The sequence below is a fragment of the Paraburkholderia sp. J10-1 genome (assembly GCF_905220165.1).
GTDB lineage: Bacteria > Pseudomonadota > Gammaproteobacteria > Burkholderiales > Burkholderiaceae > Paraburkholderia.
On record NZ_CAJMYW010000003.1, the window covers coordinates 366,431 to 386,115 of the forward strand.

A 19,685-nucleotide genomic window follows, 5' to 3' on the forward strand; every position below is an offset into this window, starting at 1 on the left:
CTTGCATTTGCATCAGGCCGCTATGATCGCGTGTGGCGCGAAATAGCCACCCATACTTCGCACGACAAACATTTAGAAACATCCTGCGGTGCGTCTTTCGAACGGCGAGGAGCCACGCATGAGCGATAGCATCGAAACGCCGACCTCGTTTGGCAGTCCGCAGGCGAGCACGCAGACCGGACGACTCGGCTACCTGCCCGTTGCGCTGTTCGGTTCGGTCATGGGGCTCGCCGGGCTCTCTTCCGCATGGCGGCTCGCGCACCGCGTGTATGGCATGCCGCTGTGGGTCGCCCAGGCCTTCGGCGTGCTTGCGTTGCTGGCGTTCTTGTTGATCGGCTTCGGCTACGCCGTCAAATGGGTCACCGGCCCCCATGCCGTAAAAGCCGAATTCAACCACCCCATTGCCGGCAATCTCTTTGGGACCGTGTTCATCAGCCTGCTTCTGCTACCCATCCCGCTTGCCGACTTGAGCGTGCCATTCGCGCGCGCGGTGTGGATCGCCGGCACAATCGGCATGATCGTATTTGCGTGGTTCGTCATCACGCGCTGGCTCAGTCAGCGTCAGCAGCCGTCGCACGCCACGCCCGCGTGGATCGTGCCGGTCGTCGGGCTCATCGACATTCCACTCGCCACGCCGGCCATTCAGATCACGGGGGTGAATGGCGTCCTGCTGCTCGCGCTCGCGGTAGGCCTCTTTTTCGCTGTGCCGCTCTTCACGCTCATCTTTTCGCGCCTGATGTTCGAAGAGCCGATGCCCCACAATCTGCAGCCGACGCTCCTCATTCTGCTCGCGCCGTTCGCCGTGGGCTTCTCGGCCTATGTCACCGTGACGGGCGAAGTCGATCGCTTTGCCGACGCGCTCTACATGCTCACGCTGTTCCTGCTCACCGTGCTCGTGGGCCGCTTGCGTTACATCGCGATAACCTGCCCTTTCCGGCTCTCGTGGTGGGCCGTGAGTTTTCCGCTTGCGGGCTCGGTGAGTTGCGCCGAACGCTACGCCGACCATGCGCCGGGTCCCGTCACGCATGGCATCGCGATCTTCTTGCTCGCAACGGTCACGCCGCTGCTGCTCCTGTTGGCCGTCCGCACGTTGTGGGGCGTGCTGCGCGGAGAACTCGAAGCACTGGCCCACTAGCGAGCCAGCACGACCGCGCTTGAATTTTATAGACGATCGGTCTAATATCGTCGACATGGAACCGACCATCGACAAACCGCGCCGCGGCAGGCCGCCGAAAGACCCGCGCGCGCATGCCGACACACGCGCAACGCTCATTCGCGCGGGCATGGAAATGCTGACCGAACAGAGCTTCGCGGCCACGGGGCTGGACGCCGTACTCAAGCGCGTGAACATTCCCAAGGGCTCGTTCTACCATTACTTCGAGAGCAAGGAAGCGTTCGGGCGCGAGTTGATGAGCGCGTACGATACGTACTTCTGCGCGAAGCTCGACCGCTGGCTGCAGGACGACACGCGCCCCGCTTTGGAGCGCCTTGGCGCCTTTGTCGAAGACGCCAGCAAAGGCATGGCCCGCCACCACTACACGCGCGGCTGCCTCGTCGGCAATCTCGGCGTGGAGGTGGACATCCTGCCCGACGACTTTCGCGAAACGCTCGAACGCATTCTGCAGGGCTGGCAGGCGCGTATCGTGGCGTGCCTGCGCGAGGCCCAGCGCGAAGGGGTGCTCGCCAAGCGAATCGACCTGACTTCCCTCGCCGCTTTCTTCTGGATTGGCTGGGAAGGCGCCGTGCTGAGAGCGCGACTCGTGCGCAGCGCGGCTCCCCTCGACACCTTCTTCAAAGGCTTCATCGCCGGCTTGCCTCGCGCGTGAGCCGAGACAACGCCAACCATTCACCGTTTCAGGAGCAGGATGCATCATGTTCAAGGCCATTCTCATTGATAAGGAATCCGGATCGTATGAGGCACGCATCGCCGAGCTAGACGACGCACGTTTGCCGGAAGGCGACGTGCTCGTCGATGTCGGCTACAGCACACTGAACTACAAGGATGGCCTCGCGATCACCGGCAAAGGCCCGGTCGTGCGCAGCTTTCCCATGGTTCCGGGCATCGATTTCGCCGGCACGGTCGCGCACAGCGCCAACCCTGCCTATGCGGTGGGCGACGCGGTCGTGCTCAACGGCTGGGGCGTTGGCGAACAGCACTGGGGCGGGCTCGCGCAAAAGGCGCGCGTTAAGGGCGATTGGCTCATTCCGCTTCCGCCGGGGTTCACGCCGCGCCAAACGATGGCAGTCGGCACGGCCGGATACACGGCCATGCTGTGTATTCTCGCGCTCGAACGGCACGGCATCACACCCTCGCATGGTGAGGTGCTCGTCACCGGCGCGAGCGGCGGCGTAGGCAGCTTTGCCATTGCGATGCTCACGCGCCGAGGCTATCGCGTGGCGGCCTCGACCGGCAGGCCGCAAGAGGCGGAATATTTGAAACAGCTTGGCGCCGTCGAAATCATCGACCGTGCCTCGCTATCGGAGCCGGGCCGCCCGCTGCAAAAAGAACGCTGGGCTGCCGCGATCGATTCGGTGGGCGGCCACACGCTGGCAAACGTGTGCGCGAGCTTGCGCGCAGACGGCGCAGTGGCCGCTTGCGGCCTTGCACAAGGCATGGATTTTCCGGCCACGGTCGCGCCATTCATTCTGCGCGGCGTGAGCCTGCTCGGCATCAATAGTGTGACGCGTCCGTTCGCGGAGCGGCAGCAAGCGTGGCATGCGTTGGGAGAAACGCTCGACCTCAAGCAGCTCGATACGATTACGCATGAAATCGGTCTGGCCGAAGCCATTCCGGCCGCAAGCGAACTGCTCGCCGGGCGTGTGCGCGGGCGGCTCGTAGTCGACGTCAAGCGCTAACAGGCGCAGCAGCGGCGATTCAACGCTTCATGATTTCGCCGCTTTCGCGAACCAACCAGTCACGCGCCCCTTCGCGAACGCGCGCGGCGTGACGCCGAGAAGCCGCGTCATCCAGTGCGCCATATGGCTTTGATGCGCAAACCCCGCTTCGAGCGCCACCTGGCTCAGGCTGAGTTTGCCTTCGATAAGGAGCGCCCTCGCCCGCTCCACGCGCCGCCGCACGACATATTGATGCACCGGCATGCCCAGCGTCTCGCGAAACAGCGCCTTGAAATGCGGCACGCTCAAGTCGACCAGCGCGGCAAGTTCGCCGAGCGTGAGGCGCTGATCGAGATGGCTCTCGATGTAATCGGTCACGCGCGCCGCTTTATGTGCCGCCAGCACGGCGGCCCGGCCTTGAGGTGCATCCGCGCCACTGAGCAGCCGTACGACCATTGCGGTGGAAATGCTCTCGGCGAACAGCGGGTCGCAAGCGGTGCCCGCTTCGATCTCGGCCAGCAGCGCTCCCGCCAGCGCATTGATACGTGGATCGCGCAACTGGAGATGCGGCCGGATCTCGCGCTGCCCCCACGGGTTCTCCATCTGCTGCGCAATCGATCTCACGAAACGGTCGTCGAACCATACGCGCAGAATCGTGCAATCGCCATCGTCCGTCCATTCGCCTTCAACCCCGGCCGGCACCACATCGGCGTCGCCATGCGCCTGGAGCCGCGATTGCCGGCGGCCGTCGCACGCACATCTCGCACGCACCGGCGTGCCGATATGGATGCCGACGCGGTGATACGTCATCGCGGGAAGGCGATGCTGCCCCGCACTCACACGCAGCAGTTCGGCACCGCCGCCATGCCAGCCCAACCCAACGCTCGAACGCAGGCTGATGCTGGCTCCCGCCTGCTGGTTCGAATCTGCAGTCACTGCGCTCATGACATTCCTTTTCGACGCTCAAGCCGTGCGGGAAATCGTGTGATGTTCGCGGCCAGTTTACTGGATTACGGCAACGCTCGCGCACCGTGCAATGGCGGACGTATTCAATCATCCGTTTCTGCGCAACGCCATCCTTTCCTGCGCGCCACAGTGCGTTGGTTTTCCTACGATGACGCAGACCTCGCAAACCAGGAGAAAGCGATTATGTTCGTGATTTTTGGAGCATCGGGAAAGGCCGGGTGCGTCACCGCTGCCGCGTTGCGCCGTGCGGGCAAGCCGGTACGCGCCGTGGTGCGCCAAGCACGCCAGGGCGAGAGTCTCGCGGCGCTGGGCTGCGAAATCGCGCTCGCCGATCTCACCGACCCGCACTCGGTCGCGGCCGCGATCAAGGGCGCACATGCCGTTCAGTTGTTATGCCCCGTTCCATCCGGTGATACGGATCCCGAAACAACCATGCGCGCGATGATCGACGTCGCCACCGACGCCTTGCGCGAAAATCCGCCCGCCGCGCTACTCGCCATTTCCGACTATGGTGCGGAACTGCCGTTGAATACGGGTATTACGCGGCTGTATCACTACCTGGAAAAGCGGCTGAAGCCCGTTGCAACGCAACTCACGCTGCTGCGCTCAGCGGAACACCTGCAGAACTGGGCGGCGTTCATTCCCGGCGCGCTTGCCAGCGGTACGCTGCCAAGCCTCCATCTGCCTTTGGAGCACCGCTTTCCCTCGGTGGCCGCACAGGACGTCGGCGCAGCGAGCGCCGAGTTGCTGCTCGATTCGCAGCAGTCGGACACGGCGCGAATTGTGAGCATCGAGGGACCGCAGAGAATCAGTGTGAACGACATCGCGGCGGCACTCAGCGAAGCGGGCGGTCGCACGATCACGCCTCATGCGCTGCCGCGCGAATCGTGGACGCCTATGCTGCTCAAGGCCGGACTCAGCGAGAATCACGCGCGGCTCATCACCGACCTTTACGACGTCTACAACACCGGCCGCATCGATGTGGAAGCGAGCCGCAGCGAGCGGCGTTTCGGCACGACCGCATTACCAGACGTGCTCGGCCCGCTCGTTGCGAAATTCAACCGCCAATAATACGCACGCCGCGATGAAAAAACGGCCAGCCGCCGTACACGCCTGGCCGTTCCCGCTTGACTACGCGGCGATCAGAACCACTTGCCGAACGGGCCGCCCGGCGCCAGCGACACGCCACGCAGCACTTCGCCGAAGCCCGCATTGCGCAGCGTCACGAAGCGCTCGTTCGCAGCACTTGTCGCCGTGCTGTTGCGCAGCACGTCGCGCACGGCGACGAGGCGATTCGGGTCCGCGCCCTGGTCGCCGTTGCCGCTCACCGTCGAGGTGATGGCCCAGATCGTGACCGTGCCGTCCTGCTCGACGTGGCCCGTGATGTTACGCAAGCCGTCGGTGGCGGGCGACCACGGCAGGTTGGTCGCGCTGTTCGTGCCGACCGGATAGCGTGCCACGGTGTACGACGTACCCAGGTTCAGGCCGTTCTGGAGCGTGTATGCGAGCTTCCACGATTTCGTGCCCGCGTTGTACACCCATTTTTGCAGGCCCGCAGTGGTCTGCTGTGCCGCATGCGTGTACAGGTCCGTCCACCCGCATAGCCGTCGCCCTCGTCGGCGACATAAAGCGTATTCGCGTCGGCGAACCACAGCCCGAAGGGGTACGAAAGCGTCGTTGCCGACTTGTTCGGCGTGGCCGGGAAGCCCGCGAGCACGCATACATTGCTCGGCAAGCCGCTGGTCGTCAACGTGGACGCGTCGTACGCGAGCGGGTTGGTGGGCAGTTTCGCGCCCGCCACCGGCACGCCTACCCCGCTCGTGGGACACGCCTTGCCCGTGGTGTCGACAAAGTACACCGTGTTCACGCCGTTGCTGCCGCTGCCCTTCGTGAAGTACACCACGTTGTTGAAGACGGTAAGGCCGCGGTAGTTGTCGTCCTTGCCGACCTTGTCGGCCTTCGCACCGAGCTGCGTGACCGAAAAACTCGCGAGCGGCGTGGGCGTGCCAGGCGTTTGCTGCGCTTCGTGCTGGTGCGTCGCTTCGATGAATTGCGAACCCGCGCCAAGAATCACGCCTGCCGGCTGCGGATTCGCGCCGTTGCCTGCATTGCCCACCGTGTAGTAAAAGCCGTTGCCTTCGCCGTTGCCGTTGCCGTTGCCGTTGTTGAGCAGCGCGCTGCGGCCGTTGTTGCCGCTGTAGGCATTAGTCTCCGTGAAGGAAAAGTGCCCTTCGGCATCGAGCCGCGCCACGGCGCGATAGAACACCTGACCGTCCGGATTCGTCGGGTCGATCGCGCCAGGCGTATTCGAGTTCGATACGTCGATCGCGTTGACCGGCGCAACGTAGCCCATGAAAGTCAGGTAGCGGCCGTCGCTCGAGAGGTTGAGCGCGAGTTCGGACTTGGAGCTGAAGCTCGTCACGAGCTGGTCGTGATCATGGCCCGGATGCAGGCTGTTGGGCACTTCCAGCGTGCGGACGACCTGGCCTCCCGGCGTGATGGTGTCGAGGAAAATGCGCGACGTGATACCGAAGCTCGGATCGTAAAGCACGTTGTTCCAGACTGCCGGGTAGGTGCCGTCACTCGGCGCGCCGCCCGTGGGGCAGCTCGCCTGCGCGCTATTGCAACTGGGCGGCAGCGTCATACCGGCGGTGACGTTGCTCGACACATTGTCGTACACACTGCGGCTCACGACGAGCAAGCCCGAACCACCGAAAAACGCGTCCGTATTTTGCGTGGCTGCGGCGGCTCCTGCACTGGTACAGACCAAGGCAGCGGCAATGGCAAGACGCGAAGGACGTGCGGCAAAGCAGGCGCCGCACAAGGCTGAGCGAAGGGTATGGATGGCCATCTGTAGCGTCTCCGAAAGGAATTACAAGCATTTTGTCAAGACGAACTCGGGGTCAATCCCGCTTACCGTAGCGAAATATTGTGAAAGATTCGTTGCAGTGTTTCCGCTTCGCCCATGCGATTTCCTCTGCGGAAACCGGTCTCTTCAGCCAGGCTTCGGCGTAGATCACATAGTTTGTTATCCTCATCATCTAGCGAATCGCGCGTGCAACGCTTCGTCAAAAACCGCGGCACGATAGCAGGATTCAATTTGAATCCTGCCTGTCATCATCCTGTAATTGACTCTACGCGGACGCGATCAGACATCCGTGAAGCCCCGCAGAACATGAATAACGGGAGAGGCTAGTGAGACCATTGCGCCCCCTGATTGCCGCGCTCATTTGCGGTGTTTGTGCGCTGACGTGCCGCGCGCAAGATGTGACTGGCTGCGGCAGCACGCTCGCCGCCCCCCTCTACACCCACTGGGCTACCGACTACCAGAAGTCCGGCGGCGGCAAGGTGATCTATCACAGCACTGGCTCGACAGACGGCCTCAAGCAGATCGTCGCGCACACGGTCGACTTCGCCGGTTCCGACGCCCCGCTCACGAGCGAGGAATTGAGCAAGGAAGGATTGCGGCAGTTTCCCACCGCGATCGGCGGCGTGGTTCCCGTCGTGAATCTTCCCGGCATCAAGGCCGGGCAGTTGATGCTGACCGGCGAGGTGCTGGGCCAGATCTTTCTCGGCAAGATCCTGTATTGGGACGACCCGGCGATTGCGCGGCTCAATCCGAATCTGAAGATGCCCGACACGCCAATCGCTGTCGTACGGCGCCTGGATGGTTCGGGCACGACGCTGATCTGGACGCACTATCTCTCGCAGGTGAGCCCCGAATGGAAACACAAGGTTGGCGAAGGCACCAGCGTTCACTGGCCCCTGGGAATAGGCGGCAAGGGCAATGAGGGCGTTGCCACGTTCGTCGGCTATCTGCCCGGGGCGATAGGCTATATCGCCTGGGACTTTACGAAGCAGAATCATCTGACCTACACGGCCATGACCAACGCGGCGGGCACGGTTGTGGAGCCGGGCGTCCAGACATTCAGCGCGGCTGCCGCGAATGCGGACTGGTCGAGCTCGCTCTTTCAGGTGCTGACCAATCAGCCGGGTAAGGACGCATGGCCCGTAATGGGCGCGACCTATGTGCTGCTGCAGGCAACGCCGGACCATGCGGCGCGTAGCGCCGAAACGTTGAAGTTCTTCGATTGGGCGTTCACGCACGGCGCGCCGACGATCCAGGCGCTGGACTATATTCCGCTGCCCGCGGTAGTCGTGGCAAAAATCCGCGCGCAATGGCACGGAGATAAAAGCGACGACGTCGCAAATAAAGCGGTTGCCGTGCAATAACTTCCACGTCAGTGCACGAGTGTTCTCACGCCAGGCGCCTTTGCGCCAGGGAGGCGTTGATGAAACAGGAAGCTGCAGAAGAGATCGTGAAGGCGATCGCGACCGAAACGCAAACGCCGCTGGAAATCGTCGCGCAGATGTATGAGCAAACGTGGGCGGAGTTCAGTGACGGCGCACGCGTGATGGATTATCTGACCGTGCTCGTCTCGCGGCGCGTTCGGGAGGACCTTCGGAACATGCGCAAGAATGCGCACTGAACGCTTGCGCGGCAGCATGCCAATGCCACGCGCATGCTCGAATCAGCGCTTGCCGGCTTTGCGCCTGCGGAGATCGGCTTTACGGCAAAGGTCGGTCAACACCCAGCGTGCAATGATCTCGGGACGATTCGTTCCGTGCTGCGCCGACTTGATTTCGTTTTCGAAGTAGACGATGACGCTTCCAGCCATCACGCGGTATGTGCCCGCGTAGTTCACGCCATCCAGTTCGATATTCAACGGATGCGCGGTTTCGTATTCTGCAAGAGCCAAGGTAAACGCGGAAATGTCTAAATTATGACAATAGCGTTTCGCGCCCCCATTGGTCAATTAAATATGCGTTTTGTTTCATATTAACGGCTGCGGTCCCGATATAGCGCATTACATATGGCTTTCGCGACCCCTTATTGGGACTCGCATCAAAGCCGCATGATTAAGCCTGCCATAGGGGCTTGCTGCGAACCATCGCTCGCCCACGGAAGCGCTCCAGGCATTCACCCAGCGCGTCGCCATCATTTTTTCGGTTGCCGCTTCGGCATTCATCAGCCGCTTCATGGCCAGACCAAGGCGGTGCATGGCGTACCGCTTGCGGCGTGCTTCGGTGTCGATTCGCGCGTTCATCGTTTCGCCTTTTCCGACTGAGTATTGCGCAGACAAAAGCCTGGAGACCCACCTGCACCGATACCTTGCGAAGCTGCTGCTTCACTCGCGCTGAACCTCGCGTGAACGCACATTAAGGCACGGAAAAAAAGGCGGAAACATCAGGGAGAGTATTGAGGGCGGTTTTTCTGAAAGCGCTTTCGCCCGGCAACGCGAATCAGGGCACATAGCCCACGGCGATCTGACTCTCCATTCACCAACGACGTTACGCCGGCCATATGACACCTATGCCACTCGGCTCGTCAGTGAGCCATGGAATCATGCCTTTTTTTGTCGAAATTCAACCGATGAATGGCGGCGGCTTAACGTCGCGCCGCGCGATCATGATGAATCGGCAACCTCGTTCCAGAAGGTTCACAGCGCGCAAATCCATGCGAACCACGACACACGGCGGCCCCCGATTCGCGCTCGGACGCGCACTGAAGCAACCGCTGCTCAACGCGGTGGCCCGGCTGCCCGACGGCGTGCAGCGCGCGATGTTCATATCGCCGATACGCCGCATCTTCATTCGCGTGCCGGTATTGCGCGCCGTGTATTCAGGCTGCCTGCGGCGCCATCCCATCGACCTGCAGTACGGCACCGACACGAGCGGTCTGGTCGATTCCAACGCGCTGCAGCGCGACGCCCGCCTTGCCGGGCAGCTAAGGCCCTACATGGGCTCGCAACCGAGCATCATCCGCCGCGCGCTCGACACCCTGGGCGAGATTGGCGGCTATACGTTCGTGGACATCGGTTGCGGCAAAGGCCGGCCGATGATCGTCGCCTCCGAGTATCCGTTCGCTTTGGCGCTGGGCTACGACATCAGTGCGGACCTGGTGAGAACGGCGAACGCGAACGCGGTCGTCATGGCGCGGCGCTTTCCGCAACGGCCGCCCATTCGCGCATTGCACGCCAATGTCGCCGATTTGCAGGTGCCGTCAGGAAAAGTCGTCGTCTTTCTGTTCAATCCGTTCGGTCCAGAGTTGATGGCATCATTGCTGGAAAAACTCGAAGCAGGCCTTTCGAGCGGCGCCATCCAGCATCTATTCATCGTCTACGACAACCCTGTATGTAGTGAAATCTTCGACAGATCGCAACTGTTGCAACGCTGGTTCGCTGGCGTATTTCCGTACGATCATGGCGAAGTCGGCTTCGGCCCCGAAGACCACGAGAACGTCGTCGTCTGGCAGAGCGTGAGCGGCGCGCGCGCTGCTATTTTCGCGGACCGCAACCGCCGCATTACAACGAAAGACCGGCTCAGCACGTCCTTTGAAAGCTGAGTCATCAGCACGACGAATCGATTCAGGAGACACAAGTGCCGACCTCCGCCGTGGCGATATACGAGTCGTCGCCGGCCGCATCCCTGCGGTACGCGTTACGCACGTGCGAGACCGTCGATGCGTTTCGCGCCTTCGAGCCGCAATGGCAGGCGCTTTTATCCGGCGCCGAGGCCTGGTCGCCTTTCATCAGCTTTGCCTATTGCGAGGCGGCGGTTGCGGCAGCACTGAAGAGCGGCGCAAAGGTCGAAGTTGCGACGGTGCACGACGCGCGCGACCTGCTGGTGCTATGGCCCGTTGCCATCACGCGCCAAGGCGCGTGGCGAGCGGCCCACACGCTGGGCTGCGGATGCGGCGAGGAATACGGCGGCCCGCTGATCGCCGACACCCGGCGCGCGGAACTTTACGACGCGGCAGTCCAGGCAGTCTCGCGAATACACGCCGACGTGCTCTACATTCCGATGCTGGAATACGGCAGCACGCTGCAACGCGCGCTCGACGCCGCGCCACAGTCTTGGGTGCAGCGCGCGCTGCCGCCGCGCTGGCGCGTGATGCCCGGCTATTCGATCCATCTTCGGGCCGCACCCACATGGACCGACTTCCTCGCCACGCGGCACTCAACGCTGCGCGCCGCGCTGCGCTCGAGCGCAAAACGGTTGCGGCGCGAAGGCGAAGTCGGTTTTGGGTGGTGTGAAAGCGCCGAGGACACCGAACGCGTATTGCGATGGCTATTCGCGAACAAACGTCAATGGGCGCTCAAGCGCGGCGTCGAGTCGCCCTATTTGATGGACGACCGCGTACGCGATTTCTTCATCGGCCTCGCCAAGCTAACCGACCTGGCCCGCCTGCCGCTCGTCGCTTATGTGCAGGTCAACGGGCAGCCGGTGGCGGCCTCGGTCAATCTCGTCGGTGCGCGCAGCGTCGAGTATTTGATCACCACCTATGACGAGGCGTTCAGCGTGTTTTCAGTGGGCAACCTGCTGATCGAATACATCGCACAATGGGCTCACGCGCATGGCCGCGATTTCGACTTTCGGCCGCTGCACGGCGACTACAAGGTGCGTTGGGCGGATCGCGAAACCCGCCACGAGTCGCGCATTGTCGTGCTCAATGCGCGCGGACGGCTCGTCGAGTTGGCGCTGTCATGGGCGCAGGTCAAGCGCGTCTATCGCAAAGTCGCGACGCTTGTGATGGCGCGCTTGAAGTGAGCCAACAGCGTGCATACGCACCGTTCACGGCCTCACCACACCGCCCTCCCCGGGCGTTTCGCTGAGCGCCGATTCGTCGAGCGTTTCGAGCGCCGGGTTGTGATGAAGGACGAGCGCAGCGCCCGCGCCCACGAGTCCGGCTCCCGCAAGACATAGCAGGCCCGCGCCGAAGCCGCCCGTGCTGTCCTTGATCCAGCCCATTGCATAGGGGCCGAAAAAGCCCGCGAGATTACCGAGCGAGTTGACGGCGGCAATACCGCCAGCCGCTGCCGCGCCGGAAAGGAACGCGGCCGGCAGCGTCCAGATCACCGGCAGGCAACCGAAAATGCCAAAGCCCGCAATGGAGAGCGCCAGCATTTTGAGCACCGGATTGTCGAGCCCCGCCGCAGCCGCGATACCCGCCGCTGCAACGGCCAGCGCAAATGCCACATGACGCTTGCGTTCCATGCGGCGGTCGGAATGCCGGCCCCATAGCACCATCGAAACGACGCCCACCGCGTACGGCAGCGCAGTGACGAAGCCGGTTTGCACATTCGTGAGCCCGAACGCCTTGACGATCTGCGGCAGGAAGAAGCTCAGGCCGTAATTGGTTGCGTTCGCACCGAAATAGATCAGCGCCACGGCCAGCACGCGCGGATTGATCAACGCCTCCAGCACGCCGAACGTGCGCACCTTCTCGCGATGACGGCGCTCCTGCGCCTGGCGCTCGACGAGCCAGCGGCGCTCGTCGTCGGCCAGCCAGTCGGCGTCGGCGGGCTTGTCGGTCAGGTAGTACAGCACGGCCACGGCGAGCACGAGCGCGGGTATCGCCTCGATCAAATAGACCCATTGCCAGCCTGCGAGCCCTCCTTTTCCGTCCAGCGAAAGCAGCGTGCCGGACACGGGGCCGCCAATGACCGTCGACAAGGGAATCGCCGCCATGAAATAGCTCACCACACGCGCGCGATATTTGGCGGGAAACCAGAGCGTGAGCAAAAAGATGATGCCGGGGAAGAAGCCCGCCTCGGCGATGCCCAGCAAGATACGCAGTCCATAGAAAACATGCGCGTTCGACATGCCGGTGATGCGGGCGATATCAGGGATAAACGCCATCGCCCCCGCGATGATGCCCCACGTGAACATGATGCGCGCGATCCAGCGCCTTGCGCCAAAGCGCTCGAGCAGCAGGTTCGAAGGCACCTCGAAAAAGAAATAGGCAATGAAGAAGATCCCTGCCCCAAAGCCGAACGCACTCGCCGAAAGATCGAGCGCCTTGTTCATCTGCAGTGCAGCAAAGCCGACGTTGACCCGATCGAGATACGCCACGAAATAGCAAACGATCAGGAACGGCACGAGCCTCGCGGTCACGCGCGCCATGGTCCGGGCTTCAAGCTCCATAGGTGTCTCCTTCGAGGCCCGCGGTGCGGCGCGGTGCGCCAGTCACGGGCCGGTCGGTTTGGTATCGATACAGACTAGTCGCTCGCGGCGCGATACGAAAGGACGGTTCACATGGTGGGAAATGAGCCAAATGCGGAGCCAAACGCGGAGACAAACGCGGAGCCAAACGCGAAGCCGAAAGCGCGATTAAAGCCGAATTAAAGCTTCGGACACGAAAGCACTTGCAATGGCTGCGCGGCAACACCGGGCTGGGCGCCAGGGGTCGGCGTGCCCTGTGGCGGCGTTGAAACGAGGCGCACACTGTCTGGACCCGCGTTCGCGAGTGCGTATTTTTCTTCGCTGCCTTGTGGCTGCCAATAGGCACGAAATACCGGGCCATCGCTGAACACGAGCAGCGTGCCGTGCGTGGCCTGTCCTGCGGAAACGAAATCAACTGGCTCGCCGCTGCGCAAGGCGAAGCCCCCCGCCGCGTTCGTCCCCACGAGCCTGCCGCACGGCGGCGCGGCATCAGGACTGGGAGTGGGATCTGCGCCATATGCCGGCTGGGTCGCGAGCAACGCCAGGCCAAGACATGACGACAACGCGAGCGTAAGAGTCGTATTCACGCGCCACCTCGTCAACTCGTCACCAGTCGCTACGGCGCGCGCAAACCGCATTCCTGCGTGTGCGGGCCAGGAACGGCCGCCCAGTCTGGCTAACGGGGTGGCGAGCGTTAAACGCCGCCGGAGGCCTTGCCGAGGGTGTCGATATCGATCTCGAGAACACGGCAGACATCGCGCACGAATTCTTCCATGGCAGCCGTGCACTCCGGGCTCCCTGCCGGGAAATCCTCGGGGTTCTTCTTGCCTTGCGCGCGGCGAATGGCGCGAATGCTCGCCTCGAGCGCGCGCGCCTCGGCCCAGATGGGCGGTTTGTCGGGATAGTCTGGATGTTTGCGCGCCATGACTGGTATTTCGGCAACGGCCAGACGAACTTTAGGCTGGCGCAGTGGACTCCCCTTCGAATTAAAAAACGTACGCAACCCTTCGCCCACGTAGATGAGGACGCCAAACGTTTGCGCCCGCACTATGCGCGCTGCTGAAACCCCGCAATGGCCCGCCACATCGCGACCGGATTCGAATACATGGGGAAGTGCCCGCAATTCGCAATTTCGGCCAAGGCCACACCCTGCTCGCGAATGTGATCGAGGTACGAAAGCGACGCGTTCTGCTGCCCATACATAAACATACGCGGGAACGGCAGAGCGAGGAATTTGCGCATCAAGTCGCCGTTGTCGGAGAGTTCGACCATCGAGCGGAATATCGACCCCACCGCCTCGGCCCTGACCTTGCAGCGCAAACTCGCGGCATAGAGCGCACTGGCATAGGCCGGTGCGTGGCGCGTGCGCTCGATGAAATCGCTGAAGAAGCGCTCGGCGTCCGTGTGTGGATAGTCCACGATCTGCCTGCTGAGAAAGCAGTCCTCGGGCGCGATATTGCCTTCGATATCCACGAAGCTGAGCACGCGCTCCGGGTGCCGGTGCGCGAGCATGAGCGCGGTCAGTCCGCCCATGGAGTGACCGACCAGATGGAAGCGGTCAAAGCCAACGCGTTCGAGCGCGGCGAGTGCGGTATCGACGAGAAACGGTATACCGACTTTCGAGAGATCGGCACACTGCGTTTCGCCGCAGCCCGGCGCGTCATACGCGATGAACGGGTGCCCCGCGAATTCGGCGTAACGCACAATATCGGCGTAATCCTCTTTCGTGGACCCGAACCCGTGAAGGAACACGATCGGCGCTTTGTCGCCTTCACGGTGAATGGCGGAAAGCGCGATCGCCGTGCCGTCTACATCGAACGAAAACGCCGAGCGGGTAAATTCTTGAAGCATCGTCACTCCCCAAGTGTGTGGCAGAAGTTCTGGATTGCGGTGCAAGCATGCCGCAGAGACACGTCATCCAGTGCATAGGCGATACGGATATAGGGCCCAAGTCCGAACGCGCTGCCATGCACCGTTGCTACGCCGGTTTCGTCGAGCAGCGCGTTGGCCACTGCTTCGTCATCCTTGAGATATGCCCCTCCTCGCGTCGTTTTACCGATCAGGCCTTCGCATGAGGCGAATGCGTAGAACGCGCCTTGCGGCGCCGCGCAGCGCAGCCCCGGCGCCTGATTCAGTTGATCGACCACGAGATCGCGTCGGCGCTGAAATACCCTGCGCGCGTGCTCGATGAAATCCTGCGGCCCGCTCAGCGCCGCCAGCGCGGCATGCTGCGAAATGCTCGACGCCCCGGACGTTTGCTGGCCCTGCAATTTTTCCATTGCGTCGATCAGCCATCGCGGTCCGGTACAAAAGCCAATGCGCCAGCCCGTCATCGCATAGGCCTTCGAGACGCCGTTCATCGTCAGCACGCGCTCGCGCATGCGGGGCTCGACCTGCGCAAGCGTGGAAAATTCGAGGCCATCGAAAATCAAATGCTCGTAAATGTCGTCGGAAAGAACCAGCACCTGCGGGTGGGCCAGCAGCACTTGCGCAAGCTGCTGCAGTTCGGCACGACGATAAATCGCGCCGGTCGGATTGGATGGCGAATTCAGAATCAGCCAGCGCGTACGCGGCGTAATCGCGGCGTGCAGCGCGTCGGCGGTCAGCTTGAAGCCGCTTTGCGCGCCACATGGCACGATCACGGATTTCGCGCCGCACAACTGCACGATCTCGGGGTAACTGACCCAATACGGTGCAGGCACGATGACTTCGTCATCCTCATTGAGCGTCGCCGCGAGTGCGTTGAAGATCACCTGCTTGCCGCCGCTGCATACGAGCGTGTCGCGCCAGTTTACGTCGAGCCGGTTTTCGCGCCGAAATTTTCCCGCGATCGCTTCACGCAAGGCCCGCAACCCTGCGACTTGCGTATAGCGCGTATGGCCCGCCCGAATCGCCGCGATGCCGGCTTCGCAAACGTGCGGGGGCGTGTCGAAATCAGGCTCGCCCGCGCTAAGCGAAATGACCGTTGCGCCACTCGCGCGCCGTGCGGCCACACGGTCCATGACCTTGTATGTGGCCGAAGGCTTCGCGGCCGCGAGGAAGCGGTTCAATACCGGGACTTTCTCGCTCATCGGACTGCAATCGCCTCGAACGCCTTGTCGTGCATGACGTCCGCAACCGGACGCCCAGCGCGCACCGCCGCCACCATGCCGTCCTGGCGGCGCGCGATCCGCTCGCCAAGCTCCAGCACCGCTTCGATCTCGCCTTCGGGAACGAACACCGTGCCGCATCGATCGGCGATCACATAGTCGTTTTCATGCACGGTGATGCCCGCCATTTGCACCGGCTTGCCCGACTCGACCTGCACCACGCGATTGCGCGCGCTGATCATCGTGACGCCCCGGCCGTATACGGGGTAGCCAATCGCCTCGCTGCCGTCGATATCGCGGCTCACGCCATCGATGACCGAGCCGCGTATCTGCTTCGCCGTGGCGGCATTGGCGAGAATGTCGCCCCAGCACGAAATGCCCTCCACGCCGCCCGCGATCACCAGCACGCGATCGCTCGTCGTGACCGCATCGACAACGGGAGAGATGAGGTGCACCCCGGGTTCAGCGTCTTGCTTGGGCCCGAGCAAGATGGTGCTCGCGCGGCCAACGATCTTCGGGCAGTCCCAAAGCGGGCGCAGGCCGTAAGTCGCGCCGGGCAGGCCGAGAAAGTCGAGCGCGTCGGACACCGTGTTGGTGTCCAGCGACGCGAGTCGATCGAGGAAGGAAGGCGTAGTCATCACACTCGGCTCCGTTGAAAAGTCCGCCCATCCTCGCGCCGCGCGGCTGATATGTAAATTTCGCAGTTCGTATCTCGGTGATACGATTTCCGGAACAGCAATTGACCACCGGAAAATGCGTGCACCATGAACACTACGATCGACTTCAGGCTGATACGGCAGCTATGGATGTTTCTCGCGGTTGCAGAGGAACAGCATTTCGGGCGCGCCGCCCAGCGGCTGAACATGTCGCAGCCGCCGCTTACCGAGCAGATCAAGGTGCTCGAGCAATCGCTCAAGCTGGAACTGTTCTACCGGTCCCGGCAGGGCACGCAACTGAGCCCGGCGGGCGCCGCGATACTGCCTGCCGTTCGGCAATTCGCCGGCCAGGTCGAGCGGCTCGCGCGGGTCGTGCGCGAAGTCGCCGCCGGTCAGTCGGGCGTGCTGCATGTCGGGGCGATCACGTCCGCCATGCTCGAAACGGTGCCGCCCGTGCTGGATGCGCTCAAACGCGCTCACCCGCAACTGACCGTGCTCGTGAAGGAGATCGATAGCGTCGACGCCATACCCATGCTCGAAGCCGGCGAACTCGATCTCGCCTTCGTGCGCATCGACGGCGAGGTAGGCAGCGGCATCGCCACCATGCCGCTGGCCGAGGACCGTCTGGCCGTGGCGCTGCCGAAGGACCATCCTCTGGCGGCCCTGCCCCGCGTGCGGCTGCAGTCGCTGGCCGGCGAACAACTGGTGATGTCGTCGCGGCAGGTCAGCCCGGTGTACTTCGACTTCCTGACTTCGGTTTGCCGTTCGCATGGCCTGACGCCGCACGTCACCCACGAGGTGCGCACCGTCACTTCGCAAATTGCCTATGTCGGCTGTGGTCAGGGCGTGGCGCTCGTGCCGGCGTCAATGCGCAAGCTCGCACCCGGCAATGTGGTCGTGCGGCCATTGAAGGAAAAAATCTCAGTGGTCACGGCCGCGCTGCTGTGGAACACGCACCGTCATCACCCTATGGTCGACGAGGTCGTCGCTTCGCTGCAGAAACGAAAGACACGAACAGGCGCGTTGAAAGCCTGACGAAAAATGGGGCCGCGCACACGACAATGAAAAGCACGCGCGTTTCCTCCAGAAATCATGCGGGCGGTCGTAAACGGAGGTATTACATTTCGTTCCCGGCGGCTGCAACGGGACGACATCGACTCGCAAGACCATGTTCAACGTTGTGGCCCAGTATTGGGGAACGATTCGGCGCACTGTCGCCGGAAACAGCGCAGCATTGAAGCTCGCGCAGTTGCGCGTGATGATCTATCAGCTTCCCATGATGTATGGGCTGCTGGTCGTCAACACGTGGGGCATGGTGCTGCCTCACGAGAACGAGATTCCCGCATGGCAGGGCGTGTTCTGTCCGCTCGTGCTCACGGTATTTTGTTTCGTACGCGTCCTCTCCTGGTTGCGCCTCGCGAGGATGCGTGTGAGCGCGGACGATGCAGTGACGATCCTGCGCAATTCCGGCAGGCTCGCGTGGGTCTTCTCCATCTCGTTCACGGCGTGGTCACTGTCCCTTCTGCCTCATGGCGGCGCGGCCTTCAAGCTTCATGTTGCCTTTTACATGGCCATCACGGTCATCGGCGTCATCTTCTGTCTGATGAATGTCGTCAAGGCCGCTTTCACCGTTACCGCCATTGTCAACGGCGCGCTCGTCGTCACGTTTCTGAGTTCCGGCAATGGCGTATTCCAGGCAATTGCCATCGACACGTCACTGGTATCGCTGGCGATGCTGATCGTGGCATTCACGCAATTCAAGAACTTCTCCGACCTCGTTGCCACGCAAGGCGAAAACAAGCGCCTCGCGAATATCGACAGTCTCACGAACCTGCCCAACCGGCGGGCCTTTTTCGCTTCGCTCGACAAGCATTTCGATGCCGCCATGGCGTCGGGTGGCCGGCTCGCGGTGGGACTCGTCGATCTCGACGGTTTCAAGTCCGTCAACGACATTCACGGCCACTCACTGGGAGACCACGTGCTGGCCGAAGTCGCGGCGCGCCTCGCACAAGCGGCGCGCGGCACGATCACGCTTGCAAGGCTGGGGGGCGACGAGTTCGGCGTCATTGTCACCAGCGACTGCTCGGACGCCGGCCTCTCGCAACTGGGCCGATCCATTTGCGATGTCTTCCATTATCCCGTGCGTGTTGGCGAGATCTCCGTGCGGCTCGGGGCGACGATCGGTTTCTCGACCTATCCGCACATTTCGCGCAACAAGGCCGATCTATTCGAAACAGCGGACTACGCGCTTTACGAAGGCAAACGCCGCTCGCGCGGCTCGGTGACGATCTTTTCGGAGACCCATCGCAACGCGATCATCCGCGAGTCGCAGATCGCCCAGGCGCTGCGCTCCCCCGATCTCGCCGGCGAACTTCACCTCGCCTTCCAGCCGATCTTCTCGCTCGAGCGCCAGCGCACTGTCGGCTTCGAAGCGCTTGCGCGCTGGCAAAGCGCCTTGCTCGGCACGGTCCCGCCCGGCGAATTCATTCCTGCCGCGGAACGCAACGGGGTCATCAACGGCTTGACCCTCGCGCTGTTCGCCAAGGCCCTCGCCTGCGCGAAACAATGGCCGGCGCGTATCGGCTTGTCCTTTAACCTCTCCGCGCATGATTTCGCCAGCGAATCGGCGGTGAAAGAACTGGCGCAGTGCATTGTCAGCAGCGGCATCGACCCGGCGCGGCTTGACTTCGAGATCACGGAAACCGCAATGGCCAAGGACTTCGAGCAGGTCCAGAAAGCCGCCAAGGTGCTGCGCGCGCTGGGCTGCGGTTTGTCGGTCGACGATTTCGGCACCGGCTATTCGAGCCTCTCGTACCTGTGCAAGCTGCCGCTCACGCGCTTGAAGATCGACAGGATGTTCGTGAGCGGTCTGAAGGAACGCACGACGGCATTCACCGTCGTGCGCACGCTGCTCAATCTCAGCCGGCAGATGTCGCTCGACTGCGTGGTCGAAGGTGTGGAAACGGCCGCCGAACTGCAAACGGTCACGGCGCTCGGAGCAACGCTGATTCAGGGATATTATTGTTCCCGCCCGATGGACGCGTCTGCGGTGTCCGCATTTCTGGAGCGCGAGTGCGAGCGCGAAACGACAGGCAGGACGCGCGCATTGTCAGCGCCTACGGGGTTCCGGTAA

21 protein-coding genes are annotated in these 19,685 nt (G+C 62.5%); 10 read left to right on the top strand and 11 right to left on the bottom strand.

Annotated features, from left to right (window positions below; all coding sequences use genetic code 11):
• The first annotated feature begins 118 nt into the window (after positions 1 to 118).
• Genes U5A65_RS14295 through U5A65_RS14305 form a run of 3 tightly spaced genes read left to right on the top strand, consistent with a single transcriptional unit; the run spans position 119 to position 2,856 of the window.
• Positions 119 to 1,135, top strand: a complete 1,017-nt coding sequence (locus U5A65_RS14295; protein ID WP_321946636.1) for an SLAC1 anion channel family protein — start codon at positions 119 to 121, stop codon at positions 1,133 to 1,135.
• Between the two features lie 55 nt (positions 1,136 to 1,190).
• Entirely contained in the window at positions 1,191 to 1,826 is a 636-nt protein-coding gene (locus U5A65_RS14300) for a TetR/AcrR family transcriptional regulator (RefSeq protein ID WP_321910708.1), read from the top strand.
• A 46-nt stretch (positions 1,827 to 1,872) separates the two neighbouring features.
• Positions 1,873 to 2,856, top strand: coding sequence for an MDR family oxidoreductase (locus tag U5A65_RS14305; RefSeq protein WP_321910706.1), 984 nt, complete (start codon positions 1,873 to 1,875; stop codon positions 2,854 to 2,856).
• A gap of 27 nt (positions 2,857 to 2,883) precedes the next feature.
• Here the strand turns inward: U5A65_RS14305 and U5A65_RS14310 are convergent, their stop codons facing one another.
• Positions 2,884 to 3,780 carry an AraC family transcriptional regulator gene (locus U5A65_RS14310; RefSeq protein WP_321946637.1) on the bottom strand — a complete coding sequence of 299 codons (897 nt, stop codon included), beginning with the start codon at positions 3,778 to 3,780 and terminating at the stop codon, positions 2,884 to 2,886.
• Positions 3,781 to 3,984: 204 nt separating this feature from the next.
• Here U5A65_RS14310 and U5A65_RS14315 point away from each other — a divergent pair, with 204 nt between their 5' ends.
• Positions 3,985 to 4,872 (top strand): NAD(P)H-binding protein, encoded by an 888-nt coding sequence (locus U5A65_RS14315; RefSeq protein WP_321946741.1) that lies wholly within the window; start codon positions 3,985 to 3,987, stop codon positions 4,870 to 4,872.
• Between the two features lie 71 nt (positions 4,873 to 4,943).
• On the opposite strand, the gene U5A65_RS14320 is transcribed toward U5A65_RS14315, so the two are convergent.
• Positions 4,944 to 5,339 (bottom strand): hypothetical protein, encoded by a 396-nt coding sequence (locus U5A65_RS14320; RefSeq protein ID WP_321946638.1) that lies wholly within the window; start codon positions 5,337 to 5,339, stop codon positions 4,944 to 4,946.
• Complete coding sequence (locus tag U5A65_RS14325; protein WP_321946639.1) at positions 5,282 to 6,652, bottom strand: hypothetical protein; 1,371 nt, start codon at positions 6,650 to 6,652, stop codon at positions 5,282 to 5,284. Before U5A65_RS14325 ends, U5A65_RS14320 begins: the two co-directional genes overlap by 58 nt.
• Before the next feature lie 344 nt (positions 6,653 to 6,996).
• Here U5A65_RS14325 and pstS point away from each other — a divergent pair, with 344 nt between their 5' ends.
• The gene (pstS, locus tag U5A65_RS14330) at positions 6,997 to 8,034 is read left to right on the top strand and encodes a phosphate ABC transporter substrate-binding protein PstS (RefSeq protein WP_415764858.1); all 1,038 of its coding nucleotides are present in this window, start codon (positions 6,997 to 6,999) and stop codon (positions 8,032 to 8,034) included.
• 59 nt (positions 8,035 to 8,093) lie between these two features.
• On the top strand, positions 8,094 to 8,291 hold the full coding sequence (locus U5A65_RS14335) for a DUF3562 domain-containing protein (RefSeq protein WP_321910696.1): 198 nt from the start codon (positions 8,094 to 8,096) through the stop codon (positions 8,289 to 8,291).
• A gap of 42 nt (positions 8,292 to 8,333) precedes the next feature.
• Here the strand turns inward: U5A65_RS14335 and U5A65_RS14340 are convergent, their stop codons facing one another.
• The gene (locus U5A65_RS14340) at positions 8,334 to 8,618 is read right to left on the bottom strand and encodes a hypothetical protein (RefSeq protein ID WP_321910694.1); all 285 of its coding nucleotides are present in this window, start codon (positions 8,616 to 8,618) and stop codon (positions 8,334 to 8,336) included.
• A 51-nt stretch (positions 8,619 to 8,669) separates the two neighbouring features.
• On the bottom strand, positions 8,670 to 8,909 hold the full coding sequence (locus tag U5A65_RS14345; RefSeq protein ID WP_321910692.1) for a hypothetical protein: 240 nt from the start codon (positions 8,907 to 8,909) through the stop codon (positions 8,670 to 8,672).
• Between the two features lie 410 nt (positions 8,910 to 9,319).
• Here U5A65_RS14345 and U5A65_RS14350 point away from each other — a divergent pair, with 410 nt between their 5' ends.
• Both U5A65_RS14350 and U5A65_RS14355 read left to right on the top strand, forming a co-directional pair.
• Entirely contained in the window at positions 9,320 to 10,207 is an 888-nt protein-coding gene (locus tag U5A65_RS14350) for a class I SAM-dependent methyltransferase (protein WP_321910691.1), read from the top strand.
• A gap of 35 nt (positions 10,208 to 10,242) precedes the next feature.
• The gene (locus tag U5A65_RS14355; protein ID WP_321946640.1) at positions 10,243 to 11,412 is read left to right on the top strand and encodes a GNAT family N-acetyltransferase; all 1,170 of its coding nucleotides are present in this window, start codon (positions 10,243 to 10,245) and stop codon (positions 11,410 to 11,412) included.
• A gap of 24 nt (positions 11,413 to 11,436) precedes the next feature.
• On the opposite strand, the gene U5A65_RS14360 is transcribed toward U5A65_RS14355, so the two are convergent.
• From U5A65_RS14360 to U5A65_RS14385, 6 genes are all read right to left on the bottom strand, one after another.
• On the bottom strand, positions 11,437 to 12,789 hold the full coding sequence (locus tag U5A65_RS14360; RefSeq protein WP_321946641.1) for an MFS transporter: 1,353 nt from the start codon (positions 12,787 to 12,789) through the stop codon (positions 11,437 to 11,439).
• Between the two features lie 197 nt (positions 12,790 to 12,986).
• Entirely contained in the window at positions 12,987 to 13,394 is a 408-nt protein-coding gene (locus tag U5A65_RS14365) for a hypothetical protein (RefSeq protein ID WP_321910687.1), read from the bottom strand.
• A gap of 107 nt (positions 13,395 to 13,501) precedes the next feature.
• The gene (locus tag U5A65_RS14370) at positions 13,502 to 13,732 is read right to left on the bottom strand and encodes a hypothetical protein (protein ID WP_321946642.1); all 231 of its coding nucleotides are present in this window, start codon (positions 13,730 to 13,732) and stop codon (positions 13,502 to 13,504) included.
• Between the two features lie 122 nt (positions 13,733 to 13,854).
• Positions 13,855 to 14,658, bottom strand: coding sequence for an alpha/beta hydrolase (locus U5A65_RS14375; RefSeq protein ID WP_321946643.1), 804 nt, complete (start codon positions 14,656 to 14,658; stop codon positions 13,855 to 13,857).
• Between the two features lie 2 nt (positions 14,659 to 14,660).
• Positions 14,661 to 15,878, bottom strand: a complete 1,218-nt coding sequence (locus U5A65_RS14380; RefSeq protein WP_321946644.1) for a pyridoxal phosphate-dependent aminotransferase — start codon at positions 15,876 to 15,878, stop codon at positions 14,661 to 14,663.
• The gene (locus U5A65_RS14385; RefSeq protein ID WP_321910680.1) at positions 15,875 to 16,534 is read right to left on the bottom strand and encodes an RraA family protein; all 660 of its coding nucleotides are present in this window, start codon (positions 16,532 to 16,534) and stop codon (positions 15,875 to 15,877) included. Before U5A65_RS14385 ends, U5A65_RS14380 begins: the two co-directional genes overlap by 4 nt.
• 126 nt (positions 16,535 to 16,660) lie before the next feature.
• Here U5A65_RS14385 and U5A65_RS14390 point away from each other — a divergent pair, with 126 nt between their 5' ends.
• Both U5A65_RS14390 and U5A65_RS14395 read left to right on the top strand, forming a co-directional pair.
• Positions 16,661 to 17,587 (top strand): LysR substrate-binding domain-containing protein, encoded by a 927-nt coding sequence (locus U5A65_RS14390; RefSeq protein WP_321910678.1) that lies wholly within the window; start codon positions 16,661 to 16,663, stop codon positions 17,585 to 17,587.
• A 133-nt stretch (positions 17,588 to 17,720) separates the two neighbouring features.
• Complete coding sequence (locus tag U5A65_RS14395; RefSeq protein WP_321910676.1) at positions 17,721 to 19,685, top strand: putative bifunctional diguanylate cyclase/phosphodiesterase; 1,965 nt, start codon at positions 17,721 to 17,723, stop codon at positions 19,683 to 19,685.